This is a genomic window from Dactylosporangium sp. NPDC051087 (assembly GCF_055586325.1).
The window spans coordinates 15,163-41,838 of the sequence record NZ_JBVJIJ010000053.1 but is presented as its reverse complement, the minus strand read 5'-3'; the positions used below and the strand labels follow the sequence as shown (position 1 = coordinate 41,838).

The 26,676-nt window shown below is 70.4% G+C and carries 27 protein-coding genes and 1 pseudogene; 16 read left to right on the top strand and 12 right to left on the bottom strand.

The window, feature by feature from the left end:
* Positions 1–53: 53 nt before the first annotated feature.
* Both ACZ6TV_RS52430 and ACZ6TV_RS52425 read left to right on the top strand, forming a co-directional pair.
* A complete protein-coding gene (locus ACZ6TV_RS52430) occupies positions 54–1,163 on the top strand; it encodes a PP2C family protein-serine/threonine phosphatase (protein WP_465308758.1) in 1,110 nt (369 codons plus the stop codon).
* A gap of 417 nt (positions 1,164–1,580) precedes the next feature.
* Positions 1,581–3,428, top strand: a complete 1,848-nt coding sequence (locus ACZ6TV_RS52425) for an acyl-CoA dehydrogenase (protein WP_465308756.1) — start codon at positions 1,581–1,583, stop codon at positions 3,426–3,428.
* A gap of 60 nt (positions 3,429–3,488) precedes the next feature.
* Here ACZ6TV_RS52425 and ACZ6TV_RS52420 read toward each other — a convergent pair whose 3' ends face one another.
* Positions 3,489–3,965 (bottom strand): SixA phosphatase family protein, encoded by a 477-nt coding sequence (locus ACZ6TV_RS52420; RefSeq protein WP_465308754.1) that lies wholly within the window; start codon positions 3,963–3,965, stop codon positions 3,489–3,491.
* An 88-nt stretch (positions 3,966–4,053) separates the two neighbouring features.
* Between ACZ6TV_RS52420 and ACZ6TV_RS52415 the strand changes: the two genes are divergently transcribed.
* On the top strand, positions 4,054–4,323 hold the full coding sequence (locus ACZ6TV_RS52415) for a DUF6458 family protein (protein ID WP_465308752.1): 270 nt from the start codon (positions 4,054–4,056) through the stop codon (positions 4,321–4,323).
* 20 nt (positions 4,324–4,343) lie between these two features.
* Here ACZ6TV_RS52415 and trhA read toward each other — a convergent pair whose 3' ends face one another.
* Positions 4,344–4,970: a PAQR family membrane homeostasis protein TrhA gene (trhA, locus tag ACZ6TV_RS52410; protein WP_465308778.1), complete on the bottom strand. Its 627-nt coding sequence runs from the start codon at positions 4,968–4,970 to the stop codon at positions 4,344–4,346.
* Between the two features lie 122 nt (positions 4,971–5,092).
* Between trhA and ACZ6TV_RS52405 the strand changes: the two genes are divergently transcribed.
* The 3 genes from ACZ6TV_RS52405 (at position 5,093) to ACZ6TV_RS52395 (ending at position 7,634) form a co-directional block, all read left to right on the top strand.
* On the top strand, positions 5,093–5,686 hold the full coding sequence (locus ACZ6TV_RS52405; RefSeq protein ID WP_465308750.1) for a 5-oxoprolinase subunit B family protein: 594 nt from the start codon (positions 5,093–5,095) through the stop codon (positions 5,684–5,686).
* Positions 5,683–6,537 carry a 5-oxoprolinase subunit C family protein gene (locus ACZ6TV_RS52400; RefSeq protein WP_465308748.1) on the top strand — a complete coding sequence of 285 codons (855 nt, stop codon included), beginning with the start codon at positions 5,683–5,685 and terminating at the stop codon, positions 6,535–6,537. The genes ACZ6TV_RS52405 and ACZ6TV_RS52400 overlap by 4 nt, the downstream gene beginning before the upstream one ends.
* Before the next feature lie 95 nt (positions 6,538–6,632).
* Positions 6,633–7,634 carry a LamB/YcsF family protein gene (locus ACZ6TV_RS52395; protein ID WP_465308746.1) on the top strand — a complete coding sequence of 334 codons (1,002 nt, stop codon included), beginning with the start codon at positions 6,633–6,635 and terminating at the stop codon, positions 7,632–7,634.
* Between the two features lie 1,352 nt (positions 7,635–8,986).
* On the opposite strand, the gene ACZ6TV_RS52390 is transcribed toward ACZ6TV_RS52395, so the two are convergent.
* From ACZ6TV_RS52390 to pdhA, 6 genes are all read right to left on the bottom strand, one after another.
* Positions 8,987–10,825: an NHL domain-containing thioredoxin family protein gene (locus ACZ6TV_RS52390; protein WP_465308744.1), complete on the bottom strand. Its 1,839-nt coding sequence runs from the start codon at positions 10,823–10,825 to the stop codon at positions 8,987–8,989.
* 63 nt (positions 10,826–10,888) lie between these two features.
* Positions 10,889–12,247 (bottom strand): LppU/SCO3897 family protein, encoded by a 1,359-nt coding sequence (locus ACZ6TV_RS52385; protein ID WP_465308742.1) that lies wholly within the window; start codon positions 12,245–12,247, stop codon positions 10,889–10,891.
* 845 nt (positions 12,248–13,092) lie between these two features.
* A complete protein-coding gene (locus ACZ6TV_RS52380) occupies positions 13,093–13,227 on the bottom strand; it encodes a hypothetical protein (protein WP_465308740.1) in 135 nt (44 codons plus the stop codon).
* A gap of 204 nt (positions 13,228–13,431) precedes the next feature.
* Complete coding sequence (locus ACZ6TV_RS52375) at positions 13,432–14,874, bottom strand: dihydrolipoamide acetyltransferase family protein (protein WP_465308738.1); 1,443 nt, start codon at positions 14,872–14,874, stop codon at positions 13,432–13,434.
* A gap of 11 nt (positions 14,875–14,885) precedes the next feature.
* Positions 14,886–15,866 carry an alpha-ketoacid dehydrogenase subunit beta gene (locus tag ACZ6TV_RS52370; protein ID WP_465308776.1) on the bottom strand — a complete coding sequence of 327 codons (981 nt, stop codon included), beginning with the start codon at positions 15,864–15,866 and terminating at the stop codon, positions 14,886–14,888.
* A complete protein-coding gene (pdhA, locus tag ACZ6TV_RS52365) occupies positions 15,863–16,996 on the bottom strand; it encodes a pyruvate dehydrogenase (acetyl-transferring) E1 component subunit alpha (RefSeq protein WP_465308736.1) in 1,134 nt (377 codons plus the stop codon). Before pdhA ends, ACZ6TV_RS52370 begins: the two co-directional genes overlap by 4 nt.
* Before the next feature lie 351 nt (positions 16,997–17,347).
* On the opposite strand from pdhA, the gene ACZ6TV_RS52360 reads away from it, so the two are divergent.
* Positions 17,348–17,932, top strand: a complete 585-nt coding sequence (locus ACZ6TV_RS52360; protein ID WP_465308734.1) for a hypothetical protein — start codon at positions 17,348–17,350, stop codon at positions 17,930–17,932.
* Positions 17,933–17,981: 49 nt separating this feature from the next.
* On the opposite strand, the gene ACZ6TV_RS52355 is transcribed toward ACZ6TV_RS52360, so the two are convergent.
* Both ACZ6TV_RS52355 and ACZ6TV_RS52350 read right to left on the bottom strand, forming a co-directional pair.
* Positions 17,982–18,161: a hypothetical protein gene (locus ACZ6TV_RS52355; RefSeq protein WP_465308732.1), complete on the bottom strand. Its 180-nt coding sequence runs from the start codon at positions 18,159–18,161 to the stop codon at positions 17,982–17,984.
* Positions 18,161–18,418 carry a hypothetical protein gene (locus tag ACZ6TV_RS52350; protein ID WP_465308730.1) on the bottom strand — a complete coding sequence of 86 codons (258 nt, stop codon included), beginning with the start codon at positions 18,416–18,418 and terminating at the stop codon, positions 18,161–18,163. The genes ACZ6TV_RS52355 and ACZ6TV_RS52350 overlap by 1 nt, the downstream gene beginning before the upstream one ends.
* A gap of 177 nt (positions 18,419–18,595) precedes the next feature.
* Here ACZ6TV_RS52350 and ACZ6TV_RS52345 point away from each other — a divergent pair, with 177 nt between their 5' ends.
* From ACZ6TV_RS52345 to ACZ6TV_RS52330, 4 genes are all read left to right on the top strand, one after another.
* Positions 18,596–19,450 (top strand): helix-turn-helix domain-containing protein, encoded by an 855-nt coding sequence (locus ACZ6TV_RS52345; protein WP_465308728.1) that lies wholly within the window; start codon positions 18,596–18,598, stop codon positions 19,448–19,450.
* A gap of 18 nt (positions 19,451–19,468) precedes the next feature.
* Positions 19,469–19,669 (top strand): DUF397 domain-containing protein, encoded by a 201-nt coding sequence (locus tag ACZ6TV_RS52340; RefSeq protein WP_354785459.1) that lies wholly within the window; start codon positions 19,469–19,471, stop codon positions 19,667–19,669.
* A gap of 260 nt (positions 19,670–19,929) precedes the next feature.
* Complete coding sequence (locus tag ACZ6TV_RS52335) at positions 19,930–20,457, top strand: GNAT family N-acetyltransferase (RefSeq protein ID WP_465308725.1); 528 nt, start codon at positions 19,930–19,932, stop codon at positions 20,455–20,457.
* Positions 20,458–20,559: 102 nt separating this feature from the next.
* On the top strand, positions 20,560–21,597 hold the full coding sequence (locus ACZ6TV_RS52330) for a DUF4192 domain-containing protein (RefSeq protein WP_465308723.1): 1,038 nt from the start codon (positions 20,560–20,562) through the stop codon (positions 21,595–21,597).
* Here ACZ6TV_RS52330 and fdhD read toward each other — a convergent pair.
* Positions 21,569–22,345: pseudogene (gene fdhD, locus ACZ6TV_RS52325) on the bottom strand (formate dehydrogenase accessory sulfurtransferase FdhD); the annotation flags it as partial. The gene ACZ6TV_RS52330 and the pseudogene fdhD overlap by 29 nt on opposite strands.
* A 589-nt stretch (positions 22,346–22,934) precedes the next feature.
* Here fdhD and mobA point away from each other — a divergent pair.
* The 3 genes from mobA to ACZ6TV_RS52310 all read left to right on the top strand — a co-directional run bounded on the left by mobA (position 22,935) and on the right by ACZ6TV_RS52310 (position 24,913).
* Positions 22,935–23,540: a molybdenum cofactor guanylyltransferase gene (gene mobA / locus ACZ6TV_RS52320; RefSeq protein ID WP_465308721.1), complete on the top strand. Its 606-nt coding sequence runs from the start codon at positions 22,935–22,937 to the stop codon at positions 23,538–23,540.
* Positions 23,537–23,782, top strand: a complete 246-nt coding sequence (locus ACZ6TV_RS52315; protein ID WP_465308719.1) for a DUF6457 domain-containing protein — start codon at positions 23,537–23,539, stop codon at positions 23,780–23,782. The genes mobA and ACZ6TV_RS52315 overlap by 4 nt, the downstream gene beginning before the upstream one ends.
* Positions 23,783–23,848: 66 nt before the next feature.
* Entirely contained in the window at positions 23,849–24,913 is a 1,065-nt protein-coding gene (locus ACZ6TV_RS52310) for a T3SS (YopN, CesT) and YbjN peptide-binding chaperone 1 (protein WP_465308717.1), read from the top strand.
* 12 nt (positions 24,914–24,925) lie between these two features.
* Here the strand turns inward: ACZ6TV_RS52310 and ACZ6TV_RS52305 are convergent, their stop codons facing one another.
* Positions 24,926–25,339, bottom strand: coding sequence for a DUF6232 family protein (locus ACZ6TV_RS52305; protein ID WP_465308715.1), 414 nt, complete (start codon positions 25,337–25,339; stop codon positions 24,926–24,928).
* A gap of 255 nt (positions 25,340–25,594) precedes the next feature.
* Here ACZ6TV_RS52305 and ACZ6TV_RS52300 point away from each other — a divergent pair, with 255 nt between their 5' ends.
* Both ACZ6TV_RS52300 and ACZ6TV_RS52295 read left to right on the top strand, forming a co-directional pair.
* On the top strand, positions 25,595–26,452 hold the full coding sequence (locus ACZ6TV_RS52300; protein ID WP_465308713.1) for a helix-turn-helix domain-containing protein: 858 nt from the start codon (positions 25,595–25,597) through the stop codon (positions 26,450–26,452).
* 34 nt (positions 26,453–26,486) lie between these two features.
* Positions 26,487–26,666: a DUF397 domain-containing protein gene (locus tag ACZ6TV_RS52295; protein ID WP_465308711.1), complete on the top strand. Its 180-nt coding sequence runs from the start codon at positions 26,487–26,489 to the stop codon at positions 26,664–26,666.
* The last annotated feature ends 10 nt before the right edge of the window (positions 26,667–26,676 follow it).

Below are 26,676 nucleotides of genomic sequence, written 5' to 3'. Positions count from 1 at the left end.
CGTTTGTTTGAGCGGTTCAGCGGCCGGTTGGTGGCATGCTGTCGATCGGACCTATGAAACGACCGTTGCTTCCCGAAGCCCGCGCCGGAGTCGGCGCGGCCTTCGTGCTGCTCTGCCTGGTCTTTGCCGCTGAGGTCGCCGACGGCGTCGACGCCAACTACGTCGGCCTGCTCGCCGCCGCGCCGTTCCTCGCCGCCGCGTTCGCGTCCTGGCCCGAGGTCCTCGCCGTCGGCAGCGCCTCCACGGTGCTCGCGGTCGTGTTCTGCAGCATCGAGCTCATGCACACCCGGGAGCGGACCCTGGTGATGCTGCTCAACCTCGGCGCGGTCATCCTCGCCGCCGGCATCGCCTCCGCCGTCGGCGCCATCAGGCAGCGGCAGATCGCCCGCTACGCCGAGCTGTCCAAGCTCGCCTCCGTAGCGCAGCAGGCCGTCCTGCGCCCACTGGGGCCGCAGCTGGGACCGCTGACGATCGCCGCCCGCTACATCTCGGCCAGCGCGGCCGCGGACATCGGCGGCGACCTGTACGAGGCGCTCGACACCCCGTACGGCGTCCGCATGATCATCGGTGACGTGCGCGGCAAGGGCCTCGACGCGGTCCGGCTCGCCAGCATCGTCCTCGGCTCCTACCGGCACGTGGCCTTCGAGCGGGCGGACCTGCGGGCGATCGTCGCCGACCTCGACCGGGCCGTGGCGCGCTCCGTGGGCGACGAGGACTTCGTCACCGCGGCACTGATCGAGGAGCGCGGCGGCACCCTCACGATCGTCAACTGCGGGCACCCGGCGCCGCTGCTGCTGCGCCGCGGGCAGGTCATCCCGCTCGACCCGCCGTCCAACGCGCCGCCGCTGGGCTTCATGCCGGTGGTCAAGCCGCGCGTCGAGCGCCTGGAGCCGGGCGACCGGCTGCTGTTCTTCACCGACGGCCTGGCGGAGGCGCGGCGCGACGGGCAGTTCTTCCCGACGGCGGAGCGGGCGCAGCGGCTGCTGGGGCACGGCACCGTCGGCGACGGGCTGGCCTCGCTGGAGAGCGCGCTGCTGGAGTGGGTGCGCGGCCGCCTCGACGACGACATCGCGCTGGTCCTGGTCGAATACCAGGGTGTCAAAGCTCCGGCGACGGTCCCCAGCTGGGAGATCGGCGGCGCCGGAGCGACAGCCGTCGGCTGACTAGTCCGTCACGACCCGGGGGCGTGGGACGAAGCGCCGCATCGGGGCCCGGTGCCGGCCCGTGTAGAAGCGTGGGTACTTGGGTGCGAACAGGGAGCCCATCATCCTGACGATCATCGCGCTGCCCTCCCGTTGACTGCGAGTAACCGCTCAACGATCACGTCACCCGCGGGTGACGGCGTGTCGTGCGCACGTCACCCCCTTTCGCTACTCATCTGCCACCCTCCGCTACTCATGGATCACCCTGACCTGCCGAGATAGGTGACACCTCGACTCAGGAGGGTGTGACCGCTGTCACCCGCCGGTGCGGGTTGCCGGAGGTTACTCGCAAGTAATAAGATTCCTGTTACCGACTGGTAACCTCGGTCGTCCATGCTCGATCTACAAAAGCGACCCAGAGACGGGGGCCACTCCGCGATGAGCCATTACAAGAGCAACCTGCGGGACCTCGAGTTCAACCTCTTCGAGGTCTTCGGCGTCGACAAGGTCCTGGGCCAGGGTCCCTATGGCGACATCGATGTCGACACCGCCCGCAGCATCCTCGCTGAGGTCGACCGGCTCGCCCGCGAAGACCTCGCCGCCAGCTACACCGACGCCGACCGCAACCCGCCCGTCTACGACCCCGCGACCTACTCGGTGAAGATGCCCGAGTCGTTCCGCAAGTCGTATGAGGCGTTCATGGCTTCCGAGTTCTGGCGCCTCGACCTGCCGGCCGAGCTCGACGGCACCGCCGCGCCGCGCGCCCTGTGGTGGTCGCTCGCCGAGATGGTGCTGGGCTCCAACGCCCCCATCTGGATGTATGCGTCCGGCCCCTCCTTCGCCAACACGCTGCGCGTCGAGGGCACCGAGGAGCAGAAGCGCTGGGCGAAGATCCTCGTCGACCGGCAGTGGGGCTCCACCATGGTGCTCACCGAGCCCGACGCCGGCTCCGACGTCGGCGCCGGCCGCACCAAGGCGATCCCGCAGCCCGACGGCACCTGGCACATCGAGGGCGTCAAGCGCTTCATCACCAGCGCCGAGCACGACCTGTCGGAGAACATCGTCCACTACGTCCTGGCCCGCCCGGTCGACACGCCCGGCGCCGGCGGCCCCGGCACGAAGGGCCTCTCGCTCTTCGTCGTGCCGAAGTTCCACTTCGACGGCGAGACCGGTGAGCTCAAGGACCGCAACGGCGCCTTCGTCACCAACGTCGAGCACAAGATGGGCCTCAAGGTCTCCACGACCTGCGAGGTCACCTTCGGCGGGCACGGCGTCCCGGCCAAGGGCTGGCTGCTCGGTGACGTGCACGAGGGCATCCGCCAGATGTTCCTCATCATCGAATACGCGCGGATGATGGTCGGCACGAAGGCCATCGCCACCCTGTCCACCGGCTACCTCAACGCGCTGGACTACGCCAAGAGCCGCGTCCAGGGCGCCGACCTCGCCAGCACCGACAAGGCCGCGCCGCGCGTCACGATCACCCACCACCCCGACGTGCGCCGGTCGCTGCTGCTGCAGAAGTCCTACGCGGAAGGCCTGCGCGCGCTGGTCCTCTACACCGCGTCCTGGCAGGACAAGGTCGCCCTGGCCGAGGCTGCCGGCGACGAGAAGGCGGCGAAGATCGCGAAGCGGGTCAATGACCTGCTGCTGCCCCTGGTCAAGGGCGTCGGCTCCGAGCGGGCGTATGAGCTGCTCGGCCACGAGTCGCTGCAGACCTTCGGCGGCTCGGGCTTCCTGCAGGACTACCCGCTCGAGCAATACATCCGCGACTCGAAGATCGACACCCTCTACGAGGGCACAACCGCGATCCAGAGCCTCGACCTCGTCTTCCGCAAGATCGTGAAGGACCAGGGCAAGGCGCTGCTCACCGTCGCCGCCGAGATCCAGCAGTTCCTGGAAGCCGAGGGCGGCAACGGCCAGCTCAAGGTCGAGCGGGTCGCGCTGGGCAAGGCGCTCGCCGAGGTGCAGACCATGCTGGGCATCTTCACCGGCTGGCTCGGCGAGGCCCAGGCCGGCGACCCGCAGGCGCTGTACAAGGTCGGCCTCAACAGCCGCCGCTTCCTGCTCGCCCTCGGTGACGTCGTCGTTGGCTGGCTGCTGCAGCGGCAGGCCGAGGTCGCGCTGAAGGCGCTGGCCGGCGAGACCACGGAGACCGCCTTCTACGAGGGCAAGGTCGCCGCGGCGAAGTTCTTCGCCCGTGAGGTCCTGCCGCGGATCGGCTCGGACCGCCGCATCATCGAGGCCACCACCCTCGACGCGATGGACCTCTCCGAGGACGCGTTCTAGAGTTCGCCGGCAAACAGAAGAGCTGGCGGGAGGGCAATGGCGCCCTCCCGCTTTTCTGTTTCAGCCACGGGCCGTGTGGTGCGCCTTCAGCGGTGCGGCCTCCAGGTCGCGCCACTCGCCCGGGATCGTGTGGACCGCGATCCCGCTGGTGGCCAGGCCCTCGTCCGGCAGCGCGTCGGGAGCGAGCTGGTCCGACAGCAGCGACAGCGTCGGGTTGTGGCCGATCAGCAGCAGCGTCGCCACGTCCGGCGAGCCCTGCAGCAGGTCGAGCGTGTCGTGCGCGGGTCCCAGGTACACCCGGTGCTCGAAGACGACGGGGATGTCCCCGAGCTTGAGCCCCTCCAGGGTCTCCCGGGTGCGCACCGCGGTCGAGCACACGATCAGGTCGGGCAGGAGGCCCTGCTCGCGCAGCCAGTCGCCGGCCGCGACGGCGTCCCGGCGGCCGCGCGGGCTCAGCGGTCGTTCGAGGTCGGTGGGATACGGGTCCGGGTCGACGGACTTCGCGTGCCGGAGCAGTATCAGCGTGCGGTCAGCCATGTGCTCAAGCGTGCCCGATTGAGCGGCGTCGTAGGTGGGTAACCCGGTCATACAGACGGTTACCTACCCAACGCCCTGGAGGCCCTCGATGGGTATCGGCGGCAGCATCCTTCTCATCGTCGTCGGCGCGATCATGACATTCGGCCTGGACGACACAGATCTCGGGCCGTTCAATCTGGACACGATCGGCTGGATCTTCCAGCTGGCGGGCCTTTTCGGACTGCTCCTGACGCTCTACTTCTGGAACACCCGCCGGCGCACCACCGTGGTGCGGCAGGTCCCGCCGCCGCCCCCGACCGGCGGCACCGTGATCCCGCCGTCCGCGGACGAGGTCATCGAGCAGCGCCGCAACTACTGACGTCAGGATCCTGTCGCCATCTACTTCGCATACAACGCGAAGTAGATGGCGATGTGGTGCAGGATCGCCGCGACCAGCGTGCACGCGTGGAAGAACTCGTGATGGCCGAACACCGTCGGCCACGGGTTGGGCCGGCGCAGCGCGTAGAAGACCGCGCCGATCGTGTAGAACGCGCCGCCCACGATCGTCAGCACCAACGCGGTCACGCCGCCCGAGTGCAGGATGTCCGGCAGGACCACGACGGCGACCCAGCCCAGCGCGATGTACAGCGGCGCCGACAGCCACCGCGGCGCGTTCGGCCAGATCAGCTTCATGCCGACGCCGAGCAGCGCCCCGCCCCAGACCACCGCCAGGATCACGTCGCCGGTGTGCCCCGACAGCAGCAGGACGCTGAACGGCGTATACGTGCCCGCGATGAACACGAAGATCATCGAGTGGTCGAGGCGGCGCATCAGCTTGTAGCCCTTGGGTGACCAGACCCGGCGGTGATACAGCGCGCTCGTGCCGAACAGTGCGCACACCGTGAGGCTGTACACCAGACAACTCACGAACGGCGACCAGCCCGGACGAGCGGCGGCCAGCGAACACAGCACGATGCCGCAGATGATCGCGACGCCGAACGCATAGGTGTGCAGCCAACCGCGCATCCTGGGTTTGCCGAGGTCGACCGGGCGCAGGCGGGTCTCGGTGTTCACTGTCACGCCCTCCAGGTTACGGTACCGTAGGTTACTGGCAAGTATAGAAGCGGCGACCAACTATGGTGTCGGTCATGGAGATCCGCCCTGTCGGGAGATCTGCCCTGTTGATCGAGGTCGACGATCCGCTCGCATGGTTCGCCGCGCTGGACGCCGAGCGGGTCGCCGGGCGCCTCGCGGTCACCGATATCGTCCCCGGTGCGCGGACCGTCCTGCTCGACGGGGTGTCCTCGGCCGCCGCCGTCGCCGCGACGCTGCGCTCCTGGCCCCCGCCGCCCCGCACCTCGCAGGCCGCGGCCACGATCAACATCCCGGTCACGTTCGACGGCCCGGACCTCGCGACGGTGGCCAGGTGCGCCGGCCTTTCGGTGGCCGCCTTGATCGCGGCCCTGACCGAGACCACGTTCACCGTCGCGTTCGGCGGGTTCGCGCCCGGGTTCGCGTATCTCAGCGGCCTACCGTGGTCGGTGCCGCGGCTCGACAACCCACGCCCCCGGGTCCCCGCCGGGTCGGTGGCGCTCGCCGCTGAGTTCGCCGGCATCTATCCGACCGCGTCCCCCGGCGGCTGGCAGCTCGTCGGCCGCACCGACACCGTCCTGTTCGGCATCGACCGCGACCCGCCCGCCCTGCTGACCCCCGGGCTCTCCGTGCGGTTCGTCGCACCATGAGAACGCTCGCCGTGGACGTCGCCGGCCCGCTGACCACCGTGCAGGACCTGGGCCGGCCCGGGTTCGCGCACCTCGGCGTCCCACGCTCCGGCGCCCTCGACCAGCCCGCACTGCTCCTCGGCAACCGCCTCGTCGGCAACCCACCCTCCAGCGCCGCCCTGGAGATCACGCTCGGCCCGTTCACCGCGACGACGTCCTTCGCCGGCACCCTCGCCCTCACCGGCGCCGCCGCCCCGCTGCGCGTCGGAGGCCGCCCCGCACCGCTCAACGCCCCCGTCGCCTTCCGCCCCGGCGACCGCATCGAGATCGGCCGCGCCGTCGCGGGGCTGCGCGGATATCTGGCGGTCTCAGGAGGTTTTTGCGCGGCGTCGGTACTGGGTAGCCGCTCCACCGACACCCTTTCGGCGCTCGGTCCTGCGGTCGTGCGGCCGACCGCCTCCCTCGCTGTCGGCCCACCCGCCGACGAACCATCCACTGTGGACGTGGCCCCACGCCCCGCCCTCGGCGGCCCGATCTCGCTCGGCCTCTCCTGGGGCCCACGCGACGACTACTTCACCGCGCCGACTGCGTTGCTGACCAGCACGTACACCATCGGCAACGACAGCAACCGGGTCGGCGCGCGGCTCACCGGCCCCACCCTCACCCGCGCCCACCACCGCGAACTCCCGAGCGAAGGCATCGTCCTCGGCGCCGTGCAGGTCCCGGCCTCCGGCCAGCCGCTCGTCTTCCTCGCCGACCACCCCACCACCGGCGGCTACCCGGTCGTCGCCATCGTCGACCCCGCGGACCTGCCGCTCCTCGCCCAGGCCCGCCCTGGCGACACCGTCCGATTCCGCGGCCCCTGTTCCTAGCCCCGGGTTTCTGGCTCCGGGTTTCTGGTTCCGGGTTTCTGGTCCCGGGTTTCTAGCCCCCGGGCTTCTAGCCCCAGGCGATACCGTTCGTTTCCGTGGACCTCAACAGTGACCTCGGCGAAGGCTTCGGCGTCTGGACGCTGGGCGACGACGACGCCCTCCTGGAACTCGTCACCAGCGCCAACGTGGCCTGCGGCTTCCACGCCGGCGACCCCACCACGATGCGCCGGGTCTGCACCCGCGCCCTCGCCCTCGGCGTCCGCATCGGCGCCCAGGTCGGCTACCACGACCTGGCCGGGTTCGGCCGCCGCCGCATCGACGTGGACCCCCAGACCCTGACCGACGAGCTCCGCTACCAGATCGGCGCCCTGTCAGCCTTCGCCCCGATCTCCTACATCAAGCCGCACGGCGCCCTCTACAACACCGCCGCCGTCGACCCAGCCCACGCCTCCGCCGTGGTAGCCGCCGCCCTCGCCGCCGGCCCTTTGACGAGCGCCAACGGCTTCGCCGCCCACCTTGCCAGTCTCGACGGCGTCGCCGTCACCGCAGGTCCAGCCCGCGCCGGCACCGAGACCCCTGCTGGCATCGATAGTGTTGGCCTCGTCCCCAGAGCCGACGGCGTTGGAGCCTCAGCAAGCGTCGGCACCGGGAGCGTCTGGGGCACTGAGGACGTCCGGTTCACCGCGGGCGTTGGGAGTGCCGTGGACGTTGGCGATGCGAGAGCCGTTGCGGGAGTTGGCGACGCGAGGGGCGGTCTTCCGGTGCTGTGCCAGCCAGGTTCGGTGCTGGCCCGCCTCGCGGCCGAAGCCGGTCTCCGAGTCGTCGGCGAGGGCTTCGTCGACCGCGGCTACCTCCCAGACGGCCGCCTCGTCCCCCGCGGCACCGACGGCGCGATACTGACCGACATCGCCACCGTCGCCGAACGCGCCGTCCGCATGGCCCGGGACGGCGAGGTCGTCGCGATCGACGGCTCGGTGCTGCGCTTGCCGTTCGAATCCTTGTGCGTCCACGGCGACACCCCAGGCGCGGTCACCATGGCCGCCGCAGTCCGCACCGCCCTCATCGCCGCAGGCCTCCCGCCGACCCCCTTCGCCTGACCGACAACCCCACCCGTGGCCGGCCCGCATCGCCACAAGTCCCCCATGATCCGGAAGACCTTGTGCACCCATAGCAACACAAACTCTTCCGGATCATGAGTTGCCCGGGGCCGCGCATTGGCAAGGACGACGGCGGCAGGCGGACCAGGCACCATCGCCGGGCGCGCGAGCCGGGGCGTGCCAGCACCGCGGGCAACCCCGCGAAGAAGGCGGCTCCGACCGGGCCGCGCGTGAGATGCGGACCGCCGCCGGCTCCGAACAGGCACATGAGCTGCTCAGCGCAGGCCGCCGCCTTACCAGCGCAGCCGTGATCCGGAAGACCTTGTGCACTCAGGGCTGCACAAAGTCTTCCGGATCATGAGCGGTTCAGGCCGCGCAGCCTCAGGGCGACGGCGGTGGTCGCAGGCGGACCGGGCAGCATCGGTGGGAGCTGCGCGAGGCGTGGGACGTCGTGTGCGAGACGCCCAGCGCCGCGTGCGACATGCGCGCCGCTGCCTTGCAGTTGCGGCAGTGATCCGGAAGACCTTGTGCACCTTGGACTGCGCAAAGTCTTCCGGATCATGGGTTTGTTCGGGCCGCGCAGTGTCAACGCGATGGCGGTGGTGGCAGGCGGGCCGAGCAGTATCGGCGGGCGCCGCGCGTGAGATGCGGAGCGCGGCTGGCTACGTGCGGGCAGATGAGCTGCTCGGCGCGGGCCGCCTCCTTGCCGGCGTAGCCGTGATCCGGAAGACCTTGTGCACCCTGGACTGCACAAAGTCTTCCGGATCATGAGTTTGTTTGGGCCGCTCAGCCTCAGGCGCGATGGCGGTGGTGGCAGGCGGGCCGAGCAGTATCGGCGGGCGCCGCGCGAGATGCCGGGGAGCTGTGCGCGAGATGCCGGGGCGCTGTGCGTGACCTGCGCAGCGCTGTGCGCGACATGCGCAGCGGCACACGCGAGATGTGCGGCGGGAGGTGCGGGGCGTCGCGTGGGAGATTCGCGGTGTGAGATGCGGGCGCCGTGCGCGACCTGCGCAGTGCCGTGCGCGAGATGTGCGGCGAGGTGCGGGGGGCGTCGCGTGGGAGATTCACGGTGTGAGATGCGGACGCCGTGCGCGACCTGCGCAGCGCCGTGCGCGAGATGTGCGGCGCGAGATGCACGGCGTCGAGCGGGAGATGTGCGGCGCGGGATGCGCGGCGGCGTGGGCGAGATGCGGACTGCCGGCTTAGCGGTGCGGTGGTGATCCGGAAGACCTTGTGTGCTCAGGGCTGCACAAAGTCTTCCGGATCATGGTGAGCGGCGGCATGCTGCTGGGCACCCTCAGGGCTGGGTGTGGTGGGGAAGTCGGATGCGGAGTGCTGGGGGTCAGAGGGCGTCAGGCGTCCAGGCCTCGCAGGACCAAGGGGAGGCGCTCGGCGCCGTCCTTTGTCACGCGGATCGGGACGCCCCAGTCCTGGCGGGTGAGGTGGCAGGCGGGGAACTCCGCGTCGATGTCGCACGTTGCGGCCTGGGCGACGACCTGCAGGACCCCCTCGGCGACGTCAGGGGAGAGGACCAGGCGGCGGCGCAAGGACTGGGTCACGCCGGCGCCTTCCAGGAGCAGCTCCGGTGGTGAGGCTGACACCTCCAGGCGGGTCGACGGGCCGAACGACTCGTCGAGCTTCTGGCCCGGGGCCGGCTCGAAGATCAGGTCGAGCTCGACCTCGCCGGGGGCGAGCATGGTCGAGGGGCGTTCGGTGCGGTGGCGGACGCCGGCGACGTCGATGCCCGCCGCGGTCAGGGTGCCCGGGGCGAGGCGGACGAGGCGGTGGGCGCCCGACTCGACGACCACGATGTCGCCGGTCGCGCTCAGCACCAGATCGCTCGGCTCCTTCAGGCCCTCGGCGACCGTGGTGACGGTGTCGCCGGCGATGCTGCGGATGGCGCCGTTGTATGTGTCTGCGACCAGCACGCTGCCGTCGGCGAGGGCGAGCACGCCGAGCGGGTGCTGCAGCAGCGCCTGTGCGGCGGGGCCGTCGACGTGCCCGAAGTCGAACAGGCCCTGACCGGTGACCGTGTGCATCTGGCCGCCTTCGACATACCGCACGGCGCTGGACTCGCTGTCGGCGATCCACAGCTTCGTGCCGTCGGGGGACGGGGACAGGCCGGACGGCTGTGCCATCCACACCTCGTGCAGGGGGCCGTCGCGGAGCGCCTCGACGGTGGTGCCCGCATAGACGCCGGCGGTGCGCTGCACGGGGTTGAACCACCACAGCTGGTGGATGCCCGCCATCGCGATCACGACCTTGTCGTCGAACCACGCCACGTCCCACGGTGACGACAGGTCGACGGCGAGGGAGTCGTGGGCGTCGAAGTCGACGCTGCCGCGCCACTGGCGGCCGCTGCCGGCGACGGTGGTGACCTCGCCCGTGGCCAGCTTCAGTCCGCGCAGCAGGTGATTGACGGTGTCGGCGATGACGACGTCATAGCCCGCGATGTCGGCCACGTGCGGGGGCAGCAGGCACAACCCGCTCGGCTCGGAGAACTCGGGCTCCGTGCCGTCCTTGCGGCCCCGCTGACCCGTGCCGATCCGGCGGACCAGGGTCTCGTTGTCGGCGTCGAGCTCCACGAGGGACTGGTGCGTCGAGTCGGAAACCAGGAAGTGCCCGTCGGCGAGTGCCAGCGCCTTGCCGGGGAACCGCAGCACCGTCTGCTCCGTGCTGGGCGCGGCGTGCGGTGCCGAGCCCCGGCGCAGGGTGCCCCGCGCGTCGTGGACGCGGACGAGCTCCTCGACCAGCCGGGCCAGCCCCTCGGCGTGACCTTCGCCGGCCATCGTCGCCACGACGTAACCCTCGGGGTCGATGACGGTCAGTGTGGGCCAGGCCTTCGACGCATACTGCTGCCACATGTCCATCTCGGGGTCGTCCAGCACGGGGTGGTCGACCCCGTATCTCTCGACGGCCGCCGCGAGCGCTGCCGCGTCCTTCTCGTGCTCGAACTTCGGTGAGTGCACGCCGATGGTCACCAGCACGTCGGCGAAGCGCTCCTCGAGAGGGCGCAGCTCATCCAGCACGTGCAGGCAGTTGATGCAGCAGAAGGTCCAGAAATCGAGCACGACGATTTTTCCCCGCAGATCGGACAGGGTGAGTCCGTCTGTGTTGAGCCATCCGCGGCCCCGCAGTTCGGGAGCGCGGACGCGGGCCTTGAGCAGTGGCGACTGCGCCGGGTCGGTCATGCTCCAAGTTTGCCCGAACACCCCGGTCCGATGCTGGACCAGGGCGCTCGCGTCACGATCTGTCTACTTCGCGGATGCGGGGCGTAGGCAGAGGACCTCGTCCTTCTGCCCCTTGTGCTGCAGCACGACGTACGGCTGGCTGGCGTCCGAGCAGCTCTCCGGCTTCTCCACCTTCTGCACGATGGTGAACGCGTCCTTGTCCGAGCAGCTGGCCTTCTTCGCCGAGTCGCCGTCCTGCTTGACGCACGAGTTGACCGCGAAACTGGTGCTGTCGGCGTTGTTCAGCGCCACCACGATTCCGGTGCCGGCGACCGCGAGCAGGAACACGACCACGACCACGACGAGGCCGAGCACGAGTCCTCGCTTGCTCTTCGTTGCCGGCGGCGGCGTCGGTACTGCCGGATCCCCGCCCACCGGCTGCGCTGCCTGCGGCGGCGGTGGGTCACCGGGCATGGTGACGAGGTCGCTGTAGTGCGGTCCGGCCGGCGCGGTCGGCACCGAGGCCTGGTAAACGCCGGTCGCCGGGGGAGGGGCGGCCTGGTAGATGCCGGTCGCTGGCGGTGCCGACGTCGGAGGCGTGCCCGCGGGCGGGACCGAAACCTGGGCCCGGGCAGCGTACGCCGCCGGCGGGATCTTGCCGAGGTTCGGCGGCGCGGGCACCGCTCCGGCGGACTCGTCACCGGCGCCGTAGGACGCGGGCGGCGCGGAGGTCGGCGAACCATACGTGGCCGGCGGTGCCGACGACGGAGCACCGTACGTCGCGGGCGGTGCGGAGGTCGGCGAGCCGTAGGCGGCGGGCGGTGCGGAGGTCGGCGTGCCGGCCTGATTGCCATACGTGGCAGGCGGGGCGGACGTCGGCGGGGCTGCGACGGGCGGCGCGCCATACGCGGCCGCGGCGGCAGGGGTCGGCGTGCCGTACGTGGCCGGCGGCGCCGACGACGGAGCACCGTACGTCGCGGGCGGAGCGGACGACGGAGCGCCATAGGTCGCGGGCGGAGCGGACGACGGAGCACCGTAAGTCGCGGGCGGCGCCGACGACGGAGCACCGTAAGTCGCAGGCGGTGCGGAAGTCGGCGAGCCGTAGGCGGCGGGCGGTGCGGAGGTCGGCGGGGTGGCGGCGCCGGGGACCTGGGCGGTGCCGTACGACGACGGCTGGCCCGGGGACTGCGGCGTGCCGGACGTCGGCGGCTGGATGGCGCCCGGGACCTGAGCGCTGCCGGAGACCTGGGCGGTGCCGTAGGTCCGGGCGCTGCCGGAGACCGGGGCGGCGGAGACGGGGGCGTTGCCTTGCTGCGCGCCGGGCACCTGGGCGGAGCCCGCCGGCCCGCCTGACGCGGGGCCGCCGGCGACCGGGTGGCCGGGGACCTGGGCGTAGCCGCCGGACGGGCCGCCGGCCACCTGGGCGGAACCGGCCGCAGGCACCTGCGCACCGCCGGAAGCACCACCAAAAGCCGGACCGGAAGCACCACCGGAAACCGGACCGGAAGCACCACCGAAAGCCGGACCGGAAGCAGCACCGGAAACCGGACCGGAAGCATCGCCGGAAACCGGACCGGAAGCATCGCCGGAAACCGGACCGGAAGCAGCGGCAGGAGCAGTAGGGGCGGCAGGAGCAGTAGGGGCGGCGGTGGCCGAGGGGCCGAACGACGGGCCGGAGGCCGGGCTGCTCAGCGCGGTTCCAGCCGGTGCGCCCGGAGCCTGAACATCGGCCGGCGGCGGCGGAGTGTCAGAGGACTGCGAAGCAGGCGTGAAACCGGGGAAGCTGCCCGCCGGCCCCGGCGGCACGGGCGGCGGCACGCGGGCAGGCAGCGGGCTGACCGGCGGCGCGAACGGACCGGCCGGCGGGAACGGACCGGGCCGGGCCGGCTGCTCATCGTCTTCGGCGGTGTCACCCGAAGGTGCGGCGGGAGATCCATACGTGGCCGGCACTGGAGGCGCGGCCGGGGAGGTCGGCTGGACGGGAGGCCTGGACGGCATCGGGACCGACGCGGTGGCTCGCACGGTGCCGGCCGCCGGTGGCGTGCCGGGCGGGGGTGAGCTCGGCGCGCTCGCCGCACTCTCGTCCGCTTCGGACGGGTGGGGCTGGTCGGACGTCATCGTGCCTCCTGTGGGTCAGACCCTTGCGACCGTAGTCGACCCGAACCGTACATGGCAGAGCGGAGGGCCCAGGTTCGCACGAGCGGCGCTCCCAGGATAGGTGAACAAACAGAAGCCGCCCCGGTCCGGGGAGGGTCGGACCGGGGCGGCAGGAGTGCGGCGCAACAGGCTCAACTTCTGCTGAGCATGGCGTGGAGTTCGTCGCGCAGGGCGCTGGACGGGTTCTTGGCGATGGCGCGCTCGATCGCTTCGAGACGGCGGGCGGCGCTGCGGCGGGCGCGGTAACGCTCCATGAAGGTGCTCACGGCTGGCTCCTCGGGATGTAAGGACGGAACTTGGCTTGCATCCATTACACGCCCGGCGGAAGATCCTTAGCCAGCGAATAGCAGGTGATGCGGCGCACGTACCGACGATTCGTAGGCACACTGGCTGCGTAAATGCCCAGTTCGTCGGCCATATGACAGTGGCCCGGCGCTCAGCGCCGGGCCACCTGCCGTGAATTGGACTGCTCAGCTCCAGGCCAGGAGCGATCCCTCGGGGTCTTCGAGGAAGGCGCCGACGTCGCGCAGGAACTTCGAGCCCAGCTCGCCGTCGATGATCCGGTGGTCGAACGACAGGCCGAGCGTCGTCACCTGCCGGATCTTGATCTTGCCCTTGTGGACCCAGGGGGTGTCGCGGATGGCGCCGAACACCAGGATCGCCGACTCGCCCGGGGGCAGGATCGGGGTGCCGGTGTCGATACCGAACACGCCGACGCTCGTGATCGTGAACGTGCCGCCGCTCATCGCCGCCGGGGACGTCTTGCCCTCGCGGGCGGTGCCGACCAGGGCGTTGAGCGCGTCGGCGAGCTCCCGTGTGGTGAGCGCGTCAGCGTCCTTGACGTTGGGCACGATCAGGCCACGCTCCGTCGCCGCGGCGATGCCGAGGTTGACGTAGTGCTTGACCACGATCTCGGCGGGTCCGCCGGACGAAGGGCCCTGCCACGACGAGTTGACCATCGGGTGGCGCTTGAGCGCGACCAGGGCCGCCTTGGCGACCATGAGCAGCGGCGACACCCGGACGTCGCGCCAGTCGCGCTTGGCCTTCAGCCGCTCGAGGGCCTTCATCGACCGGGTGACGTCGACCGTCAGGAACTCGGTGACGTGCGGCGCGGTGAACGCGCTGGCCACCATGTTCTCGGCGGTCAGCTTCCGCACGCCCTTGACGGGGATTCGCTCCTCGCGACCGACCCGGGGGGCCGCCGTGACGGCCTGAGCGGGCGCGGCCGGAGCGGACGAGACGGACATGACGTCGTCCCGCGTGATCGAACCGTTCGGGCCCGTGCCGGAGATGCCGGCCAGGTCGATCCCCAGGTCCCTCGCCAGCTTGCGAACGGGCGGCTTGGCGAGCACCGGGCCCGCGGTCCGGCCCACCGGCTCGGACTCGACCGTAGCCACCGGATCCTGCGTCGGGGCCACACGCTCCGCCTCGACCGTCGGCGACGCTACGTGCGGGGCGGCGGGCGCAGGCTGTACACCTGCTGCGGCGGCTCGAGGACGGCGCTTCGCGGCACCGGTCTTCGGGCCATAGCCCACGAGCACCGCGGTGCGGCCGCCAGGCGCGGGACCGCCGATCATCCCGGGCTCGACCGGCTGGTCACCGGCGATCTCGACGGCCGCCAGCGACGCCGCGGAGGGCGCCGGGGCCGGCTCGACCGGCGCGCCACCGGGGTCGGTGTCGATCGCGATGATCGGGGCGCCGACCTCGACGGTCGTGCCCTCGGGGTGGAAGATCTTGGCGACCTGGCCGGCCCACTTGGCGGGGATCTCGACCGCGGCCTTGGCGGTCTCGACCTCGACGATCGGCTGGTTGAGCTCGATCGTGTCGCCGACGTTGACCAGCCACTTCAGGATTTCGCCCTCGGTGAGGCCTTCGCCAAGATCGGGAAGGTTGAACTCTTTGACCCGTGTCACTGCGCGTCCCCCTAGAACCCGAACGAGCGGTCGACGGCGTCGAGCACCCGGTCGAGGTCGGGCAGATACTCCTCCTCGACGCGGGCCGCCGGGTAGGGCGTGTCGAAGCCGGTGACGCGCAGGACCGGGGCCTCGAGGGAGTAGAAGCACTCCTCGGTGATCCGGGCCGAGATCTCCGACCCGAGGCCCAGATTGCCGGGCGCCTCGTGCACGACGATCGCGCGGCCGGTGCGCCGCACCGACTCGTACACCGGGCGCATGTCCAGCGGCGAGAGCGTGCGCAGGTCGATGACCTCGAGCTGGCGCCCGTCCTCGGCGGCGGCGGTCGCGGCGTCCAAAGCGGTGCGGACCATCGGGCCGTAGGCGAGCAGGGTGGCGTCGGTGCCGGGACGCACGACCCGCGAGACGTGCAGCGGTGCGCTCGCCGTGTCGACGTTGACCGGGCCCTTCTCCCAGTAGCGACGCTTGGGCTCCATGAAGATGATCGGGTCGTCGGACTCGATCGACTGCTGGATCATCCAGTACGCGTCGTCGGGGTTGGAGCAGGAGACGACCTTGAGGCCGGCCGTGTGCGCGAAGTAGGCCTCGGGCGACTCGGAGTGGTGCTCGACCGCGCCGATACCGCCACCGAACGGGATCCGGATGACGATGGGCAGGCTGACCTTGCCCTGGGAGCGGTAGTGCATCTTCGCGACCTGCGACACGATCTGGTCATAGGCCGGGTAGACGAACCCGTCGAACTGGATCTCGCACACCGGCCGGTAGCCACGGATCGCGAGGCCTACGGCGGTGCCGATGATGCCCGACTCCGCCAGCGGCGTGTCGATGACGCGCTCGTCGCCGAAGTCCTTCTGCAGGCCGTCGGTGATGCGGAAGACGCCGCCGAGCTTGCCGACGTCCTCGCCCATGATGAGGACCTTCGGATCGCGCTCCATCGCCCGGCGCAGGCCGGTGTTGAGCGCCTTACCGATCGTCAGGGTCTCGGCCATCAGTGCCCACTCCCCTCGAACGACGACAGGTACTTGTCGAACTGCTCCCGCTGCTGGTCGAGCTCCGGCGAGCCGTGCGGGTAGACGTGGTCGAACAGTGTCCGCGGATCCGGGTCGGGCATGTTGAGGACGCGCTCGCGCAGGTCGGCCGCGGCGACCCGGGCCTCCTCGTCGACCGCGGCGAAGAAGTCGTCGCCCGCGATGCCCTGCTTGGCCAGGAAGGCCCGCAGCCGGGTGATCGGGTCCTTCGCCTGCCACGCCTCGACCTCGCTGGCGATGCGGTAACGGGTCGGATCGTCCGACGTCGTGTGCGCGCCCATCCGGTACGTGTACGCCTCGATCAGCGACGGGCCCTGGCCGTGCCGGGCGTCGTCGAGCGCCTTGCGGGTGACCGCGTAGCAGGCGAGGACGTCGTTGCCGTCGACCCGCAGGCCGGGGAAGCCGAAGCCGCTGGCCCGGTGATACAGGGGGACGCGCGTCTGCCGCTCGAGCGGCTCGGAGATCGCGTACTGGTTGTTCTGGCAGAAGAACACCATCGGGGCGTTGAAGACCGAGGCCCAGATGAACGCCTCGTTGACGTCGCCCTGGCTGGTCGCCCCGTCGCCGAAGTACGCGATGACGGCCTCGCCGTCGTCGGAGCCGACCTTGCCGTCCTTGGTGATGCCCATCGCGTATCCGGTCGCGTGCAGGGTCTGCGCGCCGATGACGATCGTGTACATGCCGAAGTTGAACTCGTTCGGGTCCCAGGCGCCCTGGTCGACGCCGCGGAACAGCGTCAGCGGAGCGATCGGGTCGACGCCGCGGGTATACAGCACACCGTGCTCGCGGTAGGTCGGGAACGCCATGTCCTGCTTGCGCAGCGCCCGGCCCGAGCCGACCTGCGCGGCCTCCTGACCCAGCAGGCTCGCCCAGATGCCCAGCTCACCCTGGCGCTGCAGGGCGGTCGCCTCGGCGTCGAGCTTCCGGACCACGACCAGGTCGTGGTAGAGCGAGCGGTATTCCTCATCGGTGAAGTCGACCGTGTAGTCGGGGTGTTCGACCCGGTCTCCCTCAGGGGTGAGCAGCTGCACGAACGCGGGTTCAGGCGCGGCCCGTGTTCCTGACGTTCGGGCCTTTGCTTCGCCCTTCGCCATCCGTTTCTCCCTGTCGTCTCTCGCGTCGGCAGCGGGGGTGACCGTGCCGCGCAGCGGGGGTGGCTGCTACGCGGCTGCCCTGTTGAGGCCGGCGCGTCGCGGTGGGTGTGACTGGATCACGCCCGGGAGCCGGCCCTGAGGCTCAGTCGCAGGGTATGCGGACGATTCAGCCCCGTTGCCGGTGTGTGTCCAGCATCGCAGAAGCCGTGTCGATCGACACCATGGAGTCCGGCTTCACTAGGGGTTGAAGGTCGAAAAATCCCTCCAGACCGGGCAGATCCTCGCCCGGCGTGCGGCAGTTGTCCTTATGAGCTTCGTACTGCCTTCCCCCGCACACTGGAGCGCACCGAGTTGGAATCCGACGTCCGCACGCACCGCATACTCTCGCCGAACCGGCGCCCGCTGCTCATCTCCGCCCTGCTCGTGGCCCTGACCTCGGTGCCGACCCTCATCGTGGTCGCCGCCGGCAGCGCCTCGCTGGACATCGCGCCGTCCGTCCGCCCGCCGATCGTCGCCGAGCCACGCCCCGGCCCGCTCGTGCTCGCGCCGACGCCCAGCAGTGGGCTGCACAGCACGGACCTGCCGTCGCTCGCGGCGGAGCCGACCGCGCCGCTGCCCCCGGTGACCGCCTCGAAGCCGCGCGCGAGCGTGCGTGCCCCGGGTGGTTCCCGTGGTGGATTCTCCGTCGGTACCGGTGGCAAGAAGCCCGGCACGGTGCCGGTCGTGACGGCACCGGCTCCACCGCCGCCAGTGCCCGAGGAGGAGACGCCGCCGGCCACTACGCCTCCGCCGCCCGCTCGGGATCCGATCCAGAACAAGGCGTGGCCGGGCTGGGACGGCAAGCTCAAGGGCAAGAAGGAAGCGGTGAAGCTGCACCGTCGTCAACTGCCCCGAACGGGGTCGGCCGATCAGGCGGATCCGGCGGACTGCGTCTAGCGCTGGGTGATTTTGTGCCTGCTGGGCAGCGGCGCTTTGCGCGTGCTGGTCAGCGGCTGGCGCGGGTGTTGGAGTTGCGGGTCACCACTGCCCAGGCGGTCGAGAAGGGCTTGCAGGGCCAGTGCGCGCAGCCGGCCGAGCAGCGGGTGACCTGCTGGACCCGCAGCGGCTGGTGCCGTGCCACGAGGCGGCGTGCGTCGGTCACGGCGTGGTCGTAGATGACGGCCATCAGAACCCCTGCGCCGCTGGTGCGGTCCATAGGATCCGGGCAGGGTAGAGCTGCTGAGCGGTCGCGAGCGCGGCCTCCGCGGACTGGAAGACGGCGATCTCGGACTTCCCATTGCCCAGGCGCCACGTGAGCACGGCCTGGTCCGGCAGCTCATGACCCCAGGCGACGACTTGAGGATGGTCGTCGTCGAAGGGATCGGCGACAATTCCGAACAGCCGCGGAGCGCCCTCGAGCAGGATCACGTCGTCTTCGATCACGACGGATCTCCCTCCGGCAGAGGAACCATCTCTGACCGCCTCAGAATGCATGTGCAGGTTTCCCCCGGCAATACGTTCCGTCAAAGTTGAGTAGAGCAACCCAATCGCTCACTGACGGACATGCTTGCGCGACAACCCGGTAACGGACACACTCGTCTTGAGTAATGGAGGTGAGTGGTGTCGCACGCGCAAAGCCCCACGTTCCCCCGCTTCCAGTTGGGCAAACAGCTCCGGCGGCTGCGTGAGCAGGCGAAGCTCACCACCGAGGACGTCGGCCTGCAGCTTGACTGCTCGCCCAGCACGATCAGCCGCATGGAAGGCGGGAAGGTCGGCATCCGCCGCAGCACCCTCGAGCAGTTGCTCAAGATTTACGACGTTGATGATCGCGATCTCACGGAGACATTGATCGCGCTCGCGAAGGAAGGCAAGACGCGGGGGTGGTTCGCCCGCTTTGGTGACCTGCCGAGCCATTACTCCCGGTATATCGGACTCGAGTCCAACGCGATCGAGATGCGGGACTACGAGGCGCTGGTCGTGCCGGGCATGCTGCAGACCGAGGAGTACACCCGGGCGCTGCTCGCCGCCGCGTCTCCCTCGGGCGAGTCGGAGGACGCCGTCCAGGCGCACGTCAGCGCCCGTCGTGAGCGGCAGGAGCTGCTCACCCGGGCCGGAAATCCATTGCAGTTCATCGCGGTCCTCGACGAGAGCGTCATCAGGCGCCTCATCGGCGGGCCTGACGTCATGCGGTCGCAGCTCAAGCACCTGGCCGACATGGGCCGGGCGAGGAACGTGACGGTCCAGATCCTTCCGTTCAGCGGTGGGGCCTATGCCGGCATGGCTGGATCTTTCGCGATCCTCAAGTTCCAAGGTGCACCAAGTGTCGTGTATGCCGAAGCCATGGCAGGGGACATCTACCAGGAAGCCGGGGATGTCCAGCGGTATCACGACGTGTTCGAAAGCCTGCGAGCCGCCGCGCTCAGCCCATTCGAGTCGGTCAGGTTGATCGAGTCCGCGATAGCTGAGTCGGCCTGACAACGAAGGAGTGCGCAGATGGCTGCGCTGAACGAGGGGTGGCACAAGCCCACCCGAAGCGGTAACAACGGACAGTGTGTCGAAGCGCGGTTCGTCGACGGCGTCGTCGAGGTCCGCAACTCCAACGCCCCGGACGCGGGGTCGGTGCGCTTCACCCGCGCCGAATGGGAGACCTTCATCGCCGCGGTCGACACCGACGGTGAATTCCGCCTGCCGTAGGTCCGCCTCACCACCAGGCTGAGCAAACAGCGAAGGGACCGCCCCGACCGGCGGTCCCTTCGTCGTAGCTGCGAGCCGATTCGATGTTATCGCTAACCGGCCTGATCCATAACCTTCTGGTCGCGATCCGCGTGATGCTACAAAAGGCGTGAAACGGTCAGGGGACAGTCGGCCGGGGTGCAATACCGCGATGTGGGTGTCGCGGAGGCACGCACCGGAGTAAGCATGGATGCATGGTGACTGTTCGCGCAGATCAAGGCGTGGGTGGCAGTGTCGCGACGCTGCAGCCGACGATCCGGGCGTACCGACCGACGGACCATCGAGAGTGCCGCCAGCTGTGGGCCGAACTGACCGAGGAACACCACCACCTCTACCCGGCCACCCCGCCGGTGGGCGGTGAGCCGGGTGCCGCGTTCGAGGAGTACCTCACCCGGCTGGACCTGTCCGGGATGTGGGTCGCCGAGGTCCTCGGGGTCGGGGTGGTCGGCATGGTCGGCCTCATCCTCGACGGCCGCGGCGGGCAGGTCGAGCCGCTGGTCGTGGCGGCGGCCCGGCGCGGGGAAGGCATCGGGCGGGCGCTGCTGTCGCACGTCGCCGACCAGGCGCGGCGGCGGGGCCTCGGGCAGCTGAGCATCTCGCCGGCGGCCCGCAACCTCGACGCCATCCGGTGCCTGCACGCGGCGGGATACGACGCCCTGGCCAGGGTCACGCTCGCCATCGACCTGCACCCGGACGGGCAGGACTGGCGGGACGGGATCGACCTGCAGGACCAGCGCTTCCGGTATTAGGTCTGTCAACTGGTTCTTGGTGGCTGTGGATCGAATCGGACGTTGTCCACAGCCGAAAACCGCTAGTTCCAGCACGTGGCGGCGACCGCCAGGCTCGGGTGCATGACGACCGTGTCCTCCACCCTCGCGCAGCCCCGGCTGCGGCTGCGCACGCCCGCCGACATCCTCGCCGGCACGCCTTACCTCTTCGGGTTCCATCCGGCCGACAGTCTCGTCGCCCTCGGCGTGCGCGACAGGCGGCTGTGCTTCCACATGCGCGACGACCTGCCCGACCCCGAAGACGACATCGAGACCCGCGCCGAGAGCTATGGCGCCATGTTCGGGCGCCAGCACGTCGACCACGTCGTCCTCGTCGGCTATGGGCCGCCCGAGCGCGTCGAGGCCGTCATCTATGCGACCACCTTGGCGATGCGCCGGCGCGGCATCGTCGTGCGCGAGATGCTCTGGGCGCACGAAGGGCGCTATCGGTCGTTCATCTGCGAGTCGCCGCACTGCTGCCCGGCGGAGGGCCAGCCCTATGACGTGTCCGCGTCGGCGGTCGCGGCGACCGCCACACTGATCGGCATGGTCGCGCTGCCCGACCGCGCCACCCTCGTCGACAGTCTCGCCGCCCCGACCGGCCCGGCCCTGGACACGGCCGAGCGCGCGACCCGGCACGCCCAGGCCCGCCTCGCCCGCTCCGCCGGCGCACCGGCAGACGGCGAGGCCGCCCTCGACGCGGCGCTCCGACGCACGCGGGCCGGCGACCGCCTCACCGACGACGAGGTCGCCTGGGTCACCCTCCTCATCCACAACCTGGCGCTGCGCGACGAGGCGTGGATGCGCATCGACCGGGACCTCGACACCGCCCTCGAGGTCCACGAGCGGCTGTGGACCGACGTGCTGCGCCGCTGCGTGCCCGCCTTCGCCGCGCCCGCCGCGATGCTCGTCGCCTATGCGGCCTGGCGCTCCGGCAACGGAGTCCGCTCCCGCATCGCGCTGGACCGGGCCTTCGACGCCGACCCCGGCTATCGCGCCGCCAAGCTCATGGCCGAGATCCTGGACCGGGGCCTGTCGCCGCAGTCGCTCCCGCCGATCGTGCGACGGGACCGGCGGCCTGCTCCAGCCCGGCGACGCGTTGTGCGCCGCAGTAAACGTTGAAGGTCTGCCCACGCAGGAAGCCGATGAGCGTCAGCCCGGCCTCCGTGGCGAGATCCACGGCGAGCGTGCTCGGCGCCGACACCGCCGCGAGCACCGGGATGCCGGCCATCCACGCCTTCTGGGCCAGCTCGAAGCTGGCCCGGCCGCTCACCATCAGCACGTGGCCGGCGAGCGGGAGCCTTCCCTGCCGCGCCGCCCACCCGACGACCTTGTCCACCGCGTTGTGCCGCCCCACGTCTTCCCGGAGGCAGACCAGCGTCCCGTTCGCGTCGAAGAGTCCGGCCGCGTGCAGGCCACCCGTCGTCCTGAAGGCTCGCTGCCCCTCCCGCAGCGTGTCCGGCAGCGCGGCCAGCACGGTCGGCTCGACCGTGACCGGGTCCGCGGTCACGTCGAACCGGGACCGGGTGCGCACCGCGTCGATGCTCGCTTTCCCGCACACGCCACACGAGGAGGTGGTGTAGAAGTTCCTGGCCGGATCGACCTCCGGTGCCGGCACCCCGGCGGCGAGGACCACGTCCACGACGTTGTACGTGTTGGGTTCCTGATCCCCGGCACACAGCTGCGCCGTCCGGACGTCGTCGATCACCCGGATGACGCCCTCGGTCATGAGGAAGCCGATGGCCAGGTCGAGGTCGTCTCCGGGCGTGCGCATGGTGACCGCCAGCGGTGGCCTGGGCGTGCCGCCCGTCCCGACCCTGATCTCGAGCGGCTCCTCCGCCACCAGCGTGTCCGGCCCGACCTTGACCACGACGCCGGCCTGCGCCGCGGCAGGGTGGTCGCGCTGCGCTTCGCGTGTGCCTGCCCGGCGGTCGTGAGCGTGGCGTGCGGGGTCCGCTTCGCGCTGGGTTTCGCCGGGGTGCGCCGCGTGGTCCTGGGCGTGGTGTGGCGGGTGGTCCTCGCGGTGGCTGCTGCCTTGGCCTGCGGAGTCCTTCGCGCCCTCGGGCCCGGCCCGGCCAGCAGTGTGCTCGTTGACGACGTGCTCGGCTTGGCCGGCGGTGTGCTCGTTGCCGTCGGCAGCGCCTTCTTGGTGCTCGCGGTCGTGTTCTGCGGTGTGCCCGTTGCCGTTGCCGGCGGTCTGTGCAGGGCGGTGCTCGGCGGCCCGCACGATCGTGACACCAGGAGGAAGGCTTGTCACCTGGCTCGTACGCCGGTCCGTGCTCCGGTCCTCCGTGCAGGCTTCGTCCCGGTCCGCGCTCTGGCTGAAGGGCGCACCTTGAGTCGTCGGGTTGAGGGTGACCCGGGCGATCGTGCGCCGTTGCGTGACGCGTCCCATGGGTGAGCCTCCGGGGAGCGGGGAGTGGTTCCGGTCGTTGCCTGGTCGACGGTACGTTCTGGACATGGGTGCAGCCACCGCATGGCCTGAACTCGCGGCCGTGATCCTCGCCGGGGGTGGCGGCACGCGGGTCGGGGGCAGGGACAAGCCGGCGCTGCTCGTCGGCGGGGTGGCGATGCTCGACACGGTGCTCGCGGCGGTCGCCGGGGCGGGGCTGCGGATCGTGGTCGGGCCGCCCAGGGACGGGCTGCCCGAAGGGGTGCGCACTGTCAGGGAGAGCCCGGCAGGGGCAGGGCCGGCGGCCGCCACCGCGGTTGGGCTCGCGCTGGTTCCACACGAAGGTCCGGAGCTGGTCGGCGTGTTCGCGGCGGATCTGCCGCACCTGACCCCCGCAGCCGTGAAGGTGCTCATCGCCGCGACAAGAGATGACGTGGACGGGGCGGTGTTCGTCGACGGGCGGGGGAAGCGGCAGCTGCTGTGCGGGGTGTGGCGCGCCGGAGCGTTGCGGGGCGCGGTCGAGCGGCTCGGAAAGGCCGAAGGGAAGTCGATGCGAGCGGTGTTCGAGAGGCTGACCGTGGTCGAGGTCGGGTGGGACAGGCAGGGGCCGGCGCCGTACTACGACTGCGACACCGACGAAGACCTGCGCCGGGCAGAAGGAGCAAGCGCATGAGCGGGGACACGGCGGTGCGGGACCTCAGGGCCTGGGTGGTGCGCGCCTGTGCGGAGCTCGGGTTGGAGCCGCTGGAGGCAGGGGAGCAGGACGCGATCCTCGACCTCGCGCGGGACGTGGCGCACAACGTCGCCAGGCCGGGAGCGCCCGTGACGGCGTTCCTGCTCGGCGTTGCCGTCGGGCGGGGCGCCGACCTGCACGAAACGCGGGCGCGACTGGCGGCGCTGACGAAAATCGCCTGAAGGGCCCAGAGGGCACAAGGAGTGCATCGTCTGGATAGGGTGAGCCCGGGGGGATTGGAGGCGGTCATGGCGGATGATCAGGACTACGAGGCAGCGCTGTTCGACGACGAGGACCCGATCGGCGGGGACCTCAAGGAGAAGGTTGCCGAGGCCTGGCGCGACTTCGCGCGCCACCTGGTCGACGCGCTGCGGCAGCTCGCCCCGGGCACCACGCTCGATCTGACCCTCGACCCGACGGCGTCGGGCACCGGGGACGCCATCTATTCGGTGCAGGTGACCGGCGAGGACGGCGACATGCTCGCCGCGACCGCGGTCGGCAACGCCGATCTGCCCACGGCCTACCGGTTGGGCCGGACCGTGATCGCGCAGACGGTGGCGCTGGGGTGGTCGCCACCGGGGGTGGTGCCCGGTTCGGGTGAGGCGTTCGGGATCCGGGTGCCGAAGAGCGACGCCGTGCAGCTCAGCCGGCTCATCATGCGGACCTTGCGCGACATCTATGGCACGCCGCATCCCGCGTTCCTCACCTATCTCGCCCACGACGCGCAGGGCCTGGTGGCGGCGCTGCCGTCGCTCGGGGTGGCGCGGTCGCTCGCGTCGATCGTCGAGACCGACGGTGACGGGCCGGTGGCCGTGGTGCGGGCCAAGCACACCCAGGCCGGCGACGAGCAGGACGACCTGCCGCTGCACGACAAGGTGATCACGGTCGTCGCCCGGCTGATGAAGACGACGCCGGAAGAGCTGACGATCGACCCCGACGGGGACATCGGCATCCGGTCCGGGTCGGCGATGGTGTTCGTCCGGGTGCGGGACAACCCGCCGCTCGTGGACGTGTTCTCGCCGATCCTGACCGAGATCGAGCCCACCGAGCGGCTCTACGTGAAGCTGTCCGAGCTCACCAACCGGATGCCGATCGGCCGCCTGTATTGCACCAACGACACGGTGTGGGCGTCGGTGCCCGTGTTCGGCCGGGACTTCCAGGCGACCCACCTGATGCTCGCCGTGCAGGTGATGACCGGGCTCGCGGACGAGCTCGACGACCGCCTGCAGGGCGAGTTCGGCGGGAAGCGCTTCTTCGGTGAGAATGACGCCCCCAAGCAGGTCGAGGGCGAGCGCACGGGGATGTATCTCTGAGCCGGCAGGACGCTAGAGACCACACGAGCGGCGCAGGGCCCGGGACACCCGGCCGAAGAGGTCGACGTCCCGGGTGCGCAGCAGGGTGACCTGCGTGCCGCGGTAGTCGGCGAGCAGCATGTGCTGCCGGGGCCAGCGGCGCGCGTAGACGAGTCCCACGATCCAGGTGATCAGCAACGCCGACAGGGCGACCAGGATGACAGGGACCGAGCCGGTCGTCGCCGCCACGCCGAGGACTACGGCGTTGGCGATCCCGACCGCGATGCAGGCCCGGACCCCAGGGTGCAGGGCGCTGGTGCCGTGCGTCGGACGCGTCAGTTCAGCGATCTCGTAGCGGTTGCTGCCGGTGGCGAAGATCCGGTCGGTCACCAGGATCCCGTGCTGGTTGAAGTGGATGACAGGCCGCTGAGGTGCGTAGGAACTCATGGGATGCGCTCCTTGCTGCTGTGTCGGCGTCCGGATCGCGGACGCTGACGCGACGAAAAAGGAGGCGGCAACCGGCCACGGTGACGGCCGCCGTCCAGGAGAAGCTCTAGCGTCGCCGTCGCCGGGTGAGGCGGATCATGCAGTCTCACCGGTAAGCTTCTGTCTCTATTGCGCATCAAGTGGCTCGGAGATGCAAGTGCAACTCCGTGCCGAAAGTTCTCAGTATTTGTGCGTCGATGCGGTACGGTGTGCACGATGTCGTCGAAGCCGAGCCCGACTCTGCTCCGTCGCCAGCTCGGGGCAGAGCTGCGACGGTTGCGGGAGGCTGCCCGGAAGACGGCCGCCGAGGTTGCCGGCGAGCTCAAGTGGTCCGAATCCAAGGTCAGCCGGATCGAGACCGCCAACAGCAGCGTCCGCAACCCGGACCTGGCGAAGCTGTTCGACCTCTACAAGACCTCTGATGCCGATCGAAGCCGGCTCACCGCTCTCGCCGCCCAGTCCCGCCAGCGGGCGTGGTGGGAAGCGTATGGTGAGGCATTGCTCGGCGCCTATGAGACGTATATCGGGTTCGAATCCGAGGCGTCCGACGTCTTCATTTATGACGCGGTCATTCTCAACGGTTTGTTGCAGACCGTGGAATACGCCGGGGCGATCATCAATTCGGTGTCCGCCGGGGAGCGGCCCGATGTGGTGAATCAGCGGGTCAGCGTCCGGATGGCACGGCAGGCGGTCCTGACCCGGGATCCGCCGCCGAGGATCTGGGCAGTGCTCGACGAGGCCGTCCTCAAACGGCCCGTCGGCGGCACCAGCGTCATGAAACGGCAGCTCATGAGGCTGCTGGAGATCGCCGACAGACCGACGGTGACGCTGCAGATGGTGCCGTTCGAGGCTGGTGCGCACCGCGGGATCGACGGTGTGTTCACCATTCTCGAGTTCGCCGGCGCGACGGAGCAGTCGATCGTCTATTGCGACGGTATGACCGGTGGGGTGTTCCGCACCCGGCCGGAGGAGGTCCGGCGCTACCTGATGGCGTTCGAATCGTTGCGGACGGTGGCACTGAGTCACGCCGAAACACTCGAATACATTCAGCGGGCCATTCGCGAATACGAGTAGCCCGGGCATTTCCGCGAAGGGACAACGAACGATCATGAGCACTGTGTGGCGGAAGAGCACGCGTAGCGGGGCCAGTGGCTGCGTCGAGGTGCTGCTCGACCCCAGGGCCGTCGGCATCCGCGACTCGAAGGACGCGAACAGCCCCGAGATCTTCGTCGAGGCGGCCGCGTGGCGTGCGTTCGTGCAGCACGTCGTCGCCTCGCCGACCAAGTAAGCCGAGCAAG

Bases quoted from the DNA above. Each gene is read 5' to 3' on its own strand.
- ACZ6TV_RS52310 (WP_465308717.1), top strand. From the start codon at position 23,849: ATGGCGGATGATCAGGACTACGAGGCAGCGCTGTTCGACGACGAGGAC.
- ACZ6TV_RS52390 (WP_465308744.1), bottom strand. From the start codon at position 10,825: ATGACCGACCCGGCGCAGTCGCCACTGCTCAAGGCCCGCGTCCGCGCT.
- ACZ6TV_RS52295 (WP_465308711.1), top strand. From the start codon at position 26,487: ATGAGCACTGTGTGGCGGAAGAGCACGCGTAGCGGGGCCAGTGGCTGC.
- ACZ6TV_RS52430 (WP_465308758.1), top strand. From the start codon at position 54: ATGAAACGACCGTTGCTTCCCGAAGCCCGCGCCGGAGTCGGCGCGGCC.
- ACZ6TV_RS52330 (WP_465308723.1), top strand. From the start codon at position 20,560: ATGACGACCGTGTCCTCCACCCTCGCGCAGCCCCGGCTGCGGCTGCGC.
- ACZ6TV_RS52305 (WP_465308715.1), bottom strand. From the start codon at position 25,339: ATGAGTTCCTACGCACCTCAGCGGCCTGTCATCCACTTCAACCAGCAC.
- ACZ6TV_RS52420 (WP_465308754.1), bottom strand. From the start codon at position 3,965: ATGGCTGACCGCACGCTGATACTGCTCCGGCACGCGAAGTCCGTCGAC.
- ACZ6TV_RS52300 (WP_465308713.1), top strand. From the start codon at position 25,595: ATGTCGTCGAAGCCGAGCCCGACTCTGCTCCGTCGCCAGCTCGGGGCA.
- pdhA (WP_465308736.1), bottom strand. From the start codon at position 16,996: ATGGCGAAGGGCGAAGCAAAGGCCCGAACGTCAGGAACACGGGCCGCG.
- ACZ6TV_RS52425 (WP_465308756.1), top strand. From the start codon at position 1,581: ATGAGCCATTACAAGAGCAACCTGCGGGACCTCGAGTTCAACCTCTTC.
- mobA (WP_465308721.1), top strand. From the start codon at position 22,935: ATGGGTGCAGCCACCGCATGGCCTGAACTCGCGGCCGTGATCCTCGCC.
- trhA (WP_465308778.1), bottom strand. From the start codon at position 4,970: ATGCGCGGTTGGCTGCACACCTATGCGTTCGGCGTCGCGATCATCTGC.
- ACZ6TV_RS52400 (WP_465308748.1), top strand. From the start codon at position 5,683: ATGAGAACGCTCGCCGTGGACGTCGCCGGCCCGCTGACCACCGTGCAG.
- ACZ6TV_RS52405 (WP_465308750.1), top strand. From the start codon at position 5,093: ATGGAGATCCGCCCTGTCGGGAGATCTGCCCTGTTGATCGAGGTCGAC.
- ACZ6TV_RS52315 (WP_465308719.1), top strand. From the start codon at position 23,537: ATGAGCGGGGACACGGCGGTGCGGGACCTCAGGGCCTGGGTGGTGCGC.
- ACZ6TV_RS52415 (WP_465308752.1), top strand. From the start codon at position 4,054: ATGGGTATCGGCGGCAGCATCCTTCTCATCGTCGTCGGCGCGATCATG.
- ACZ6TV_RS52340 (WP_354785459.1), top strand. From the start codon at position 19,469: ATGGCTGCGCTGAACGAGGGGTGGCACAAGCCCACCCGAAGCGGTAAC.
- ACZ6TV_RS52355 (WP_465308732.1), bottom strand. From the start codon at position 18,161: ATGGCCGTCATCTACGACCACGCCGTGACCGACGCACGCCGCCTCGTG.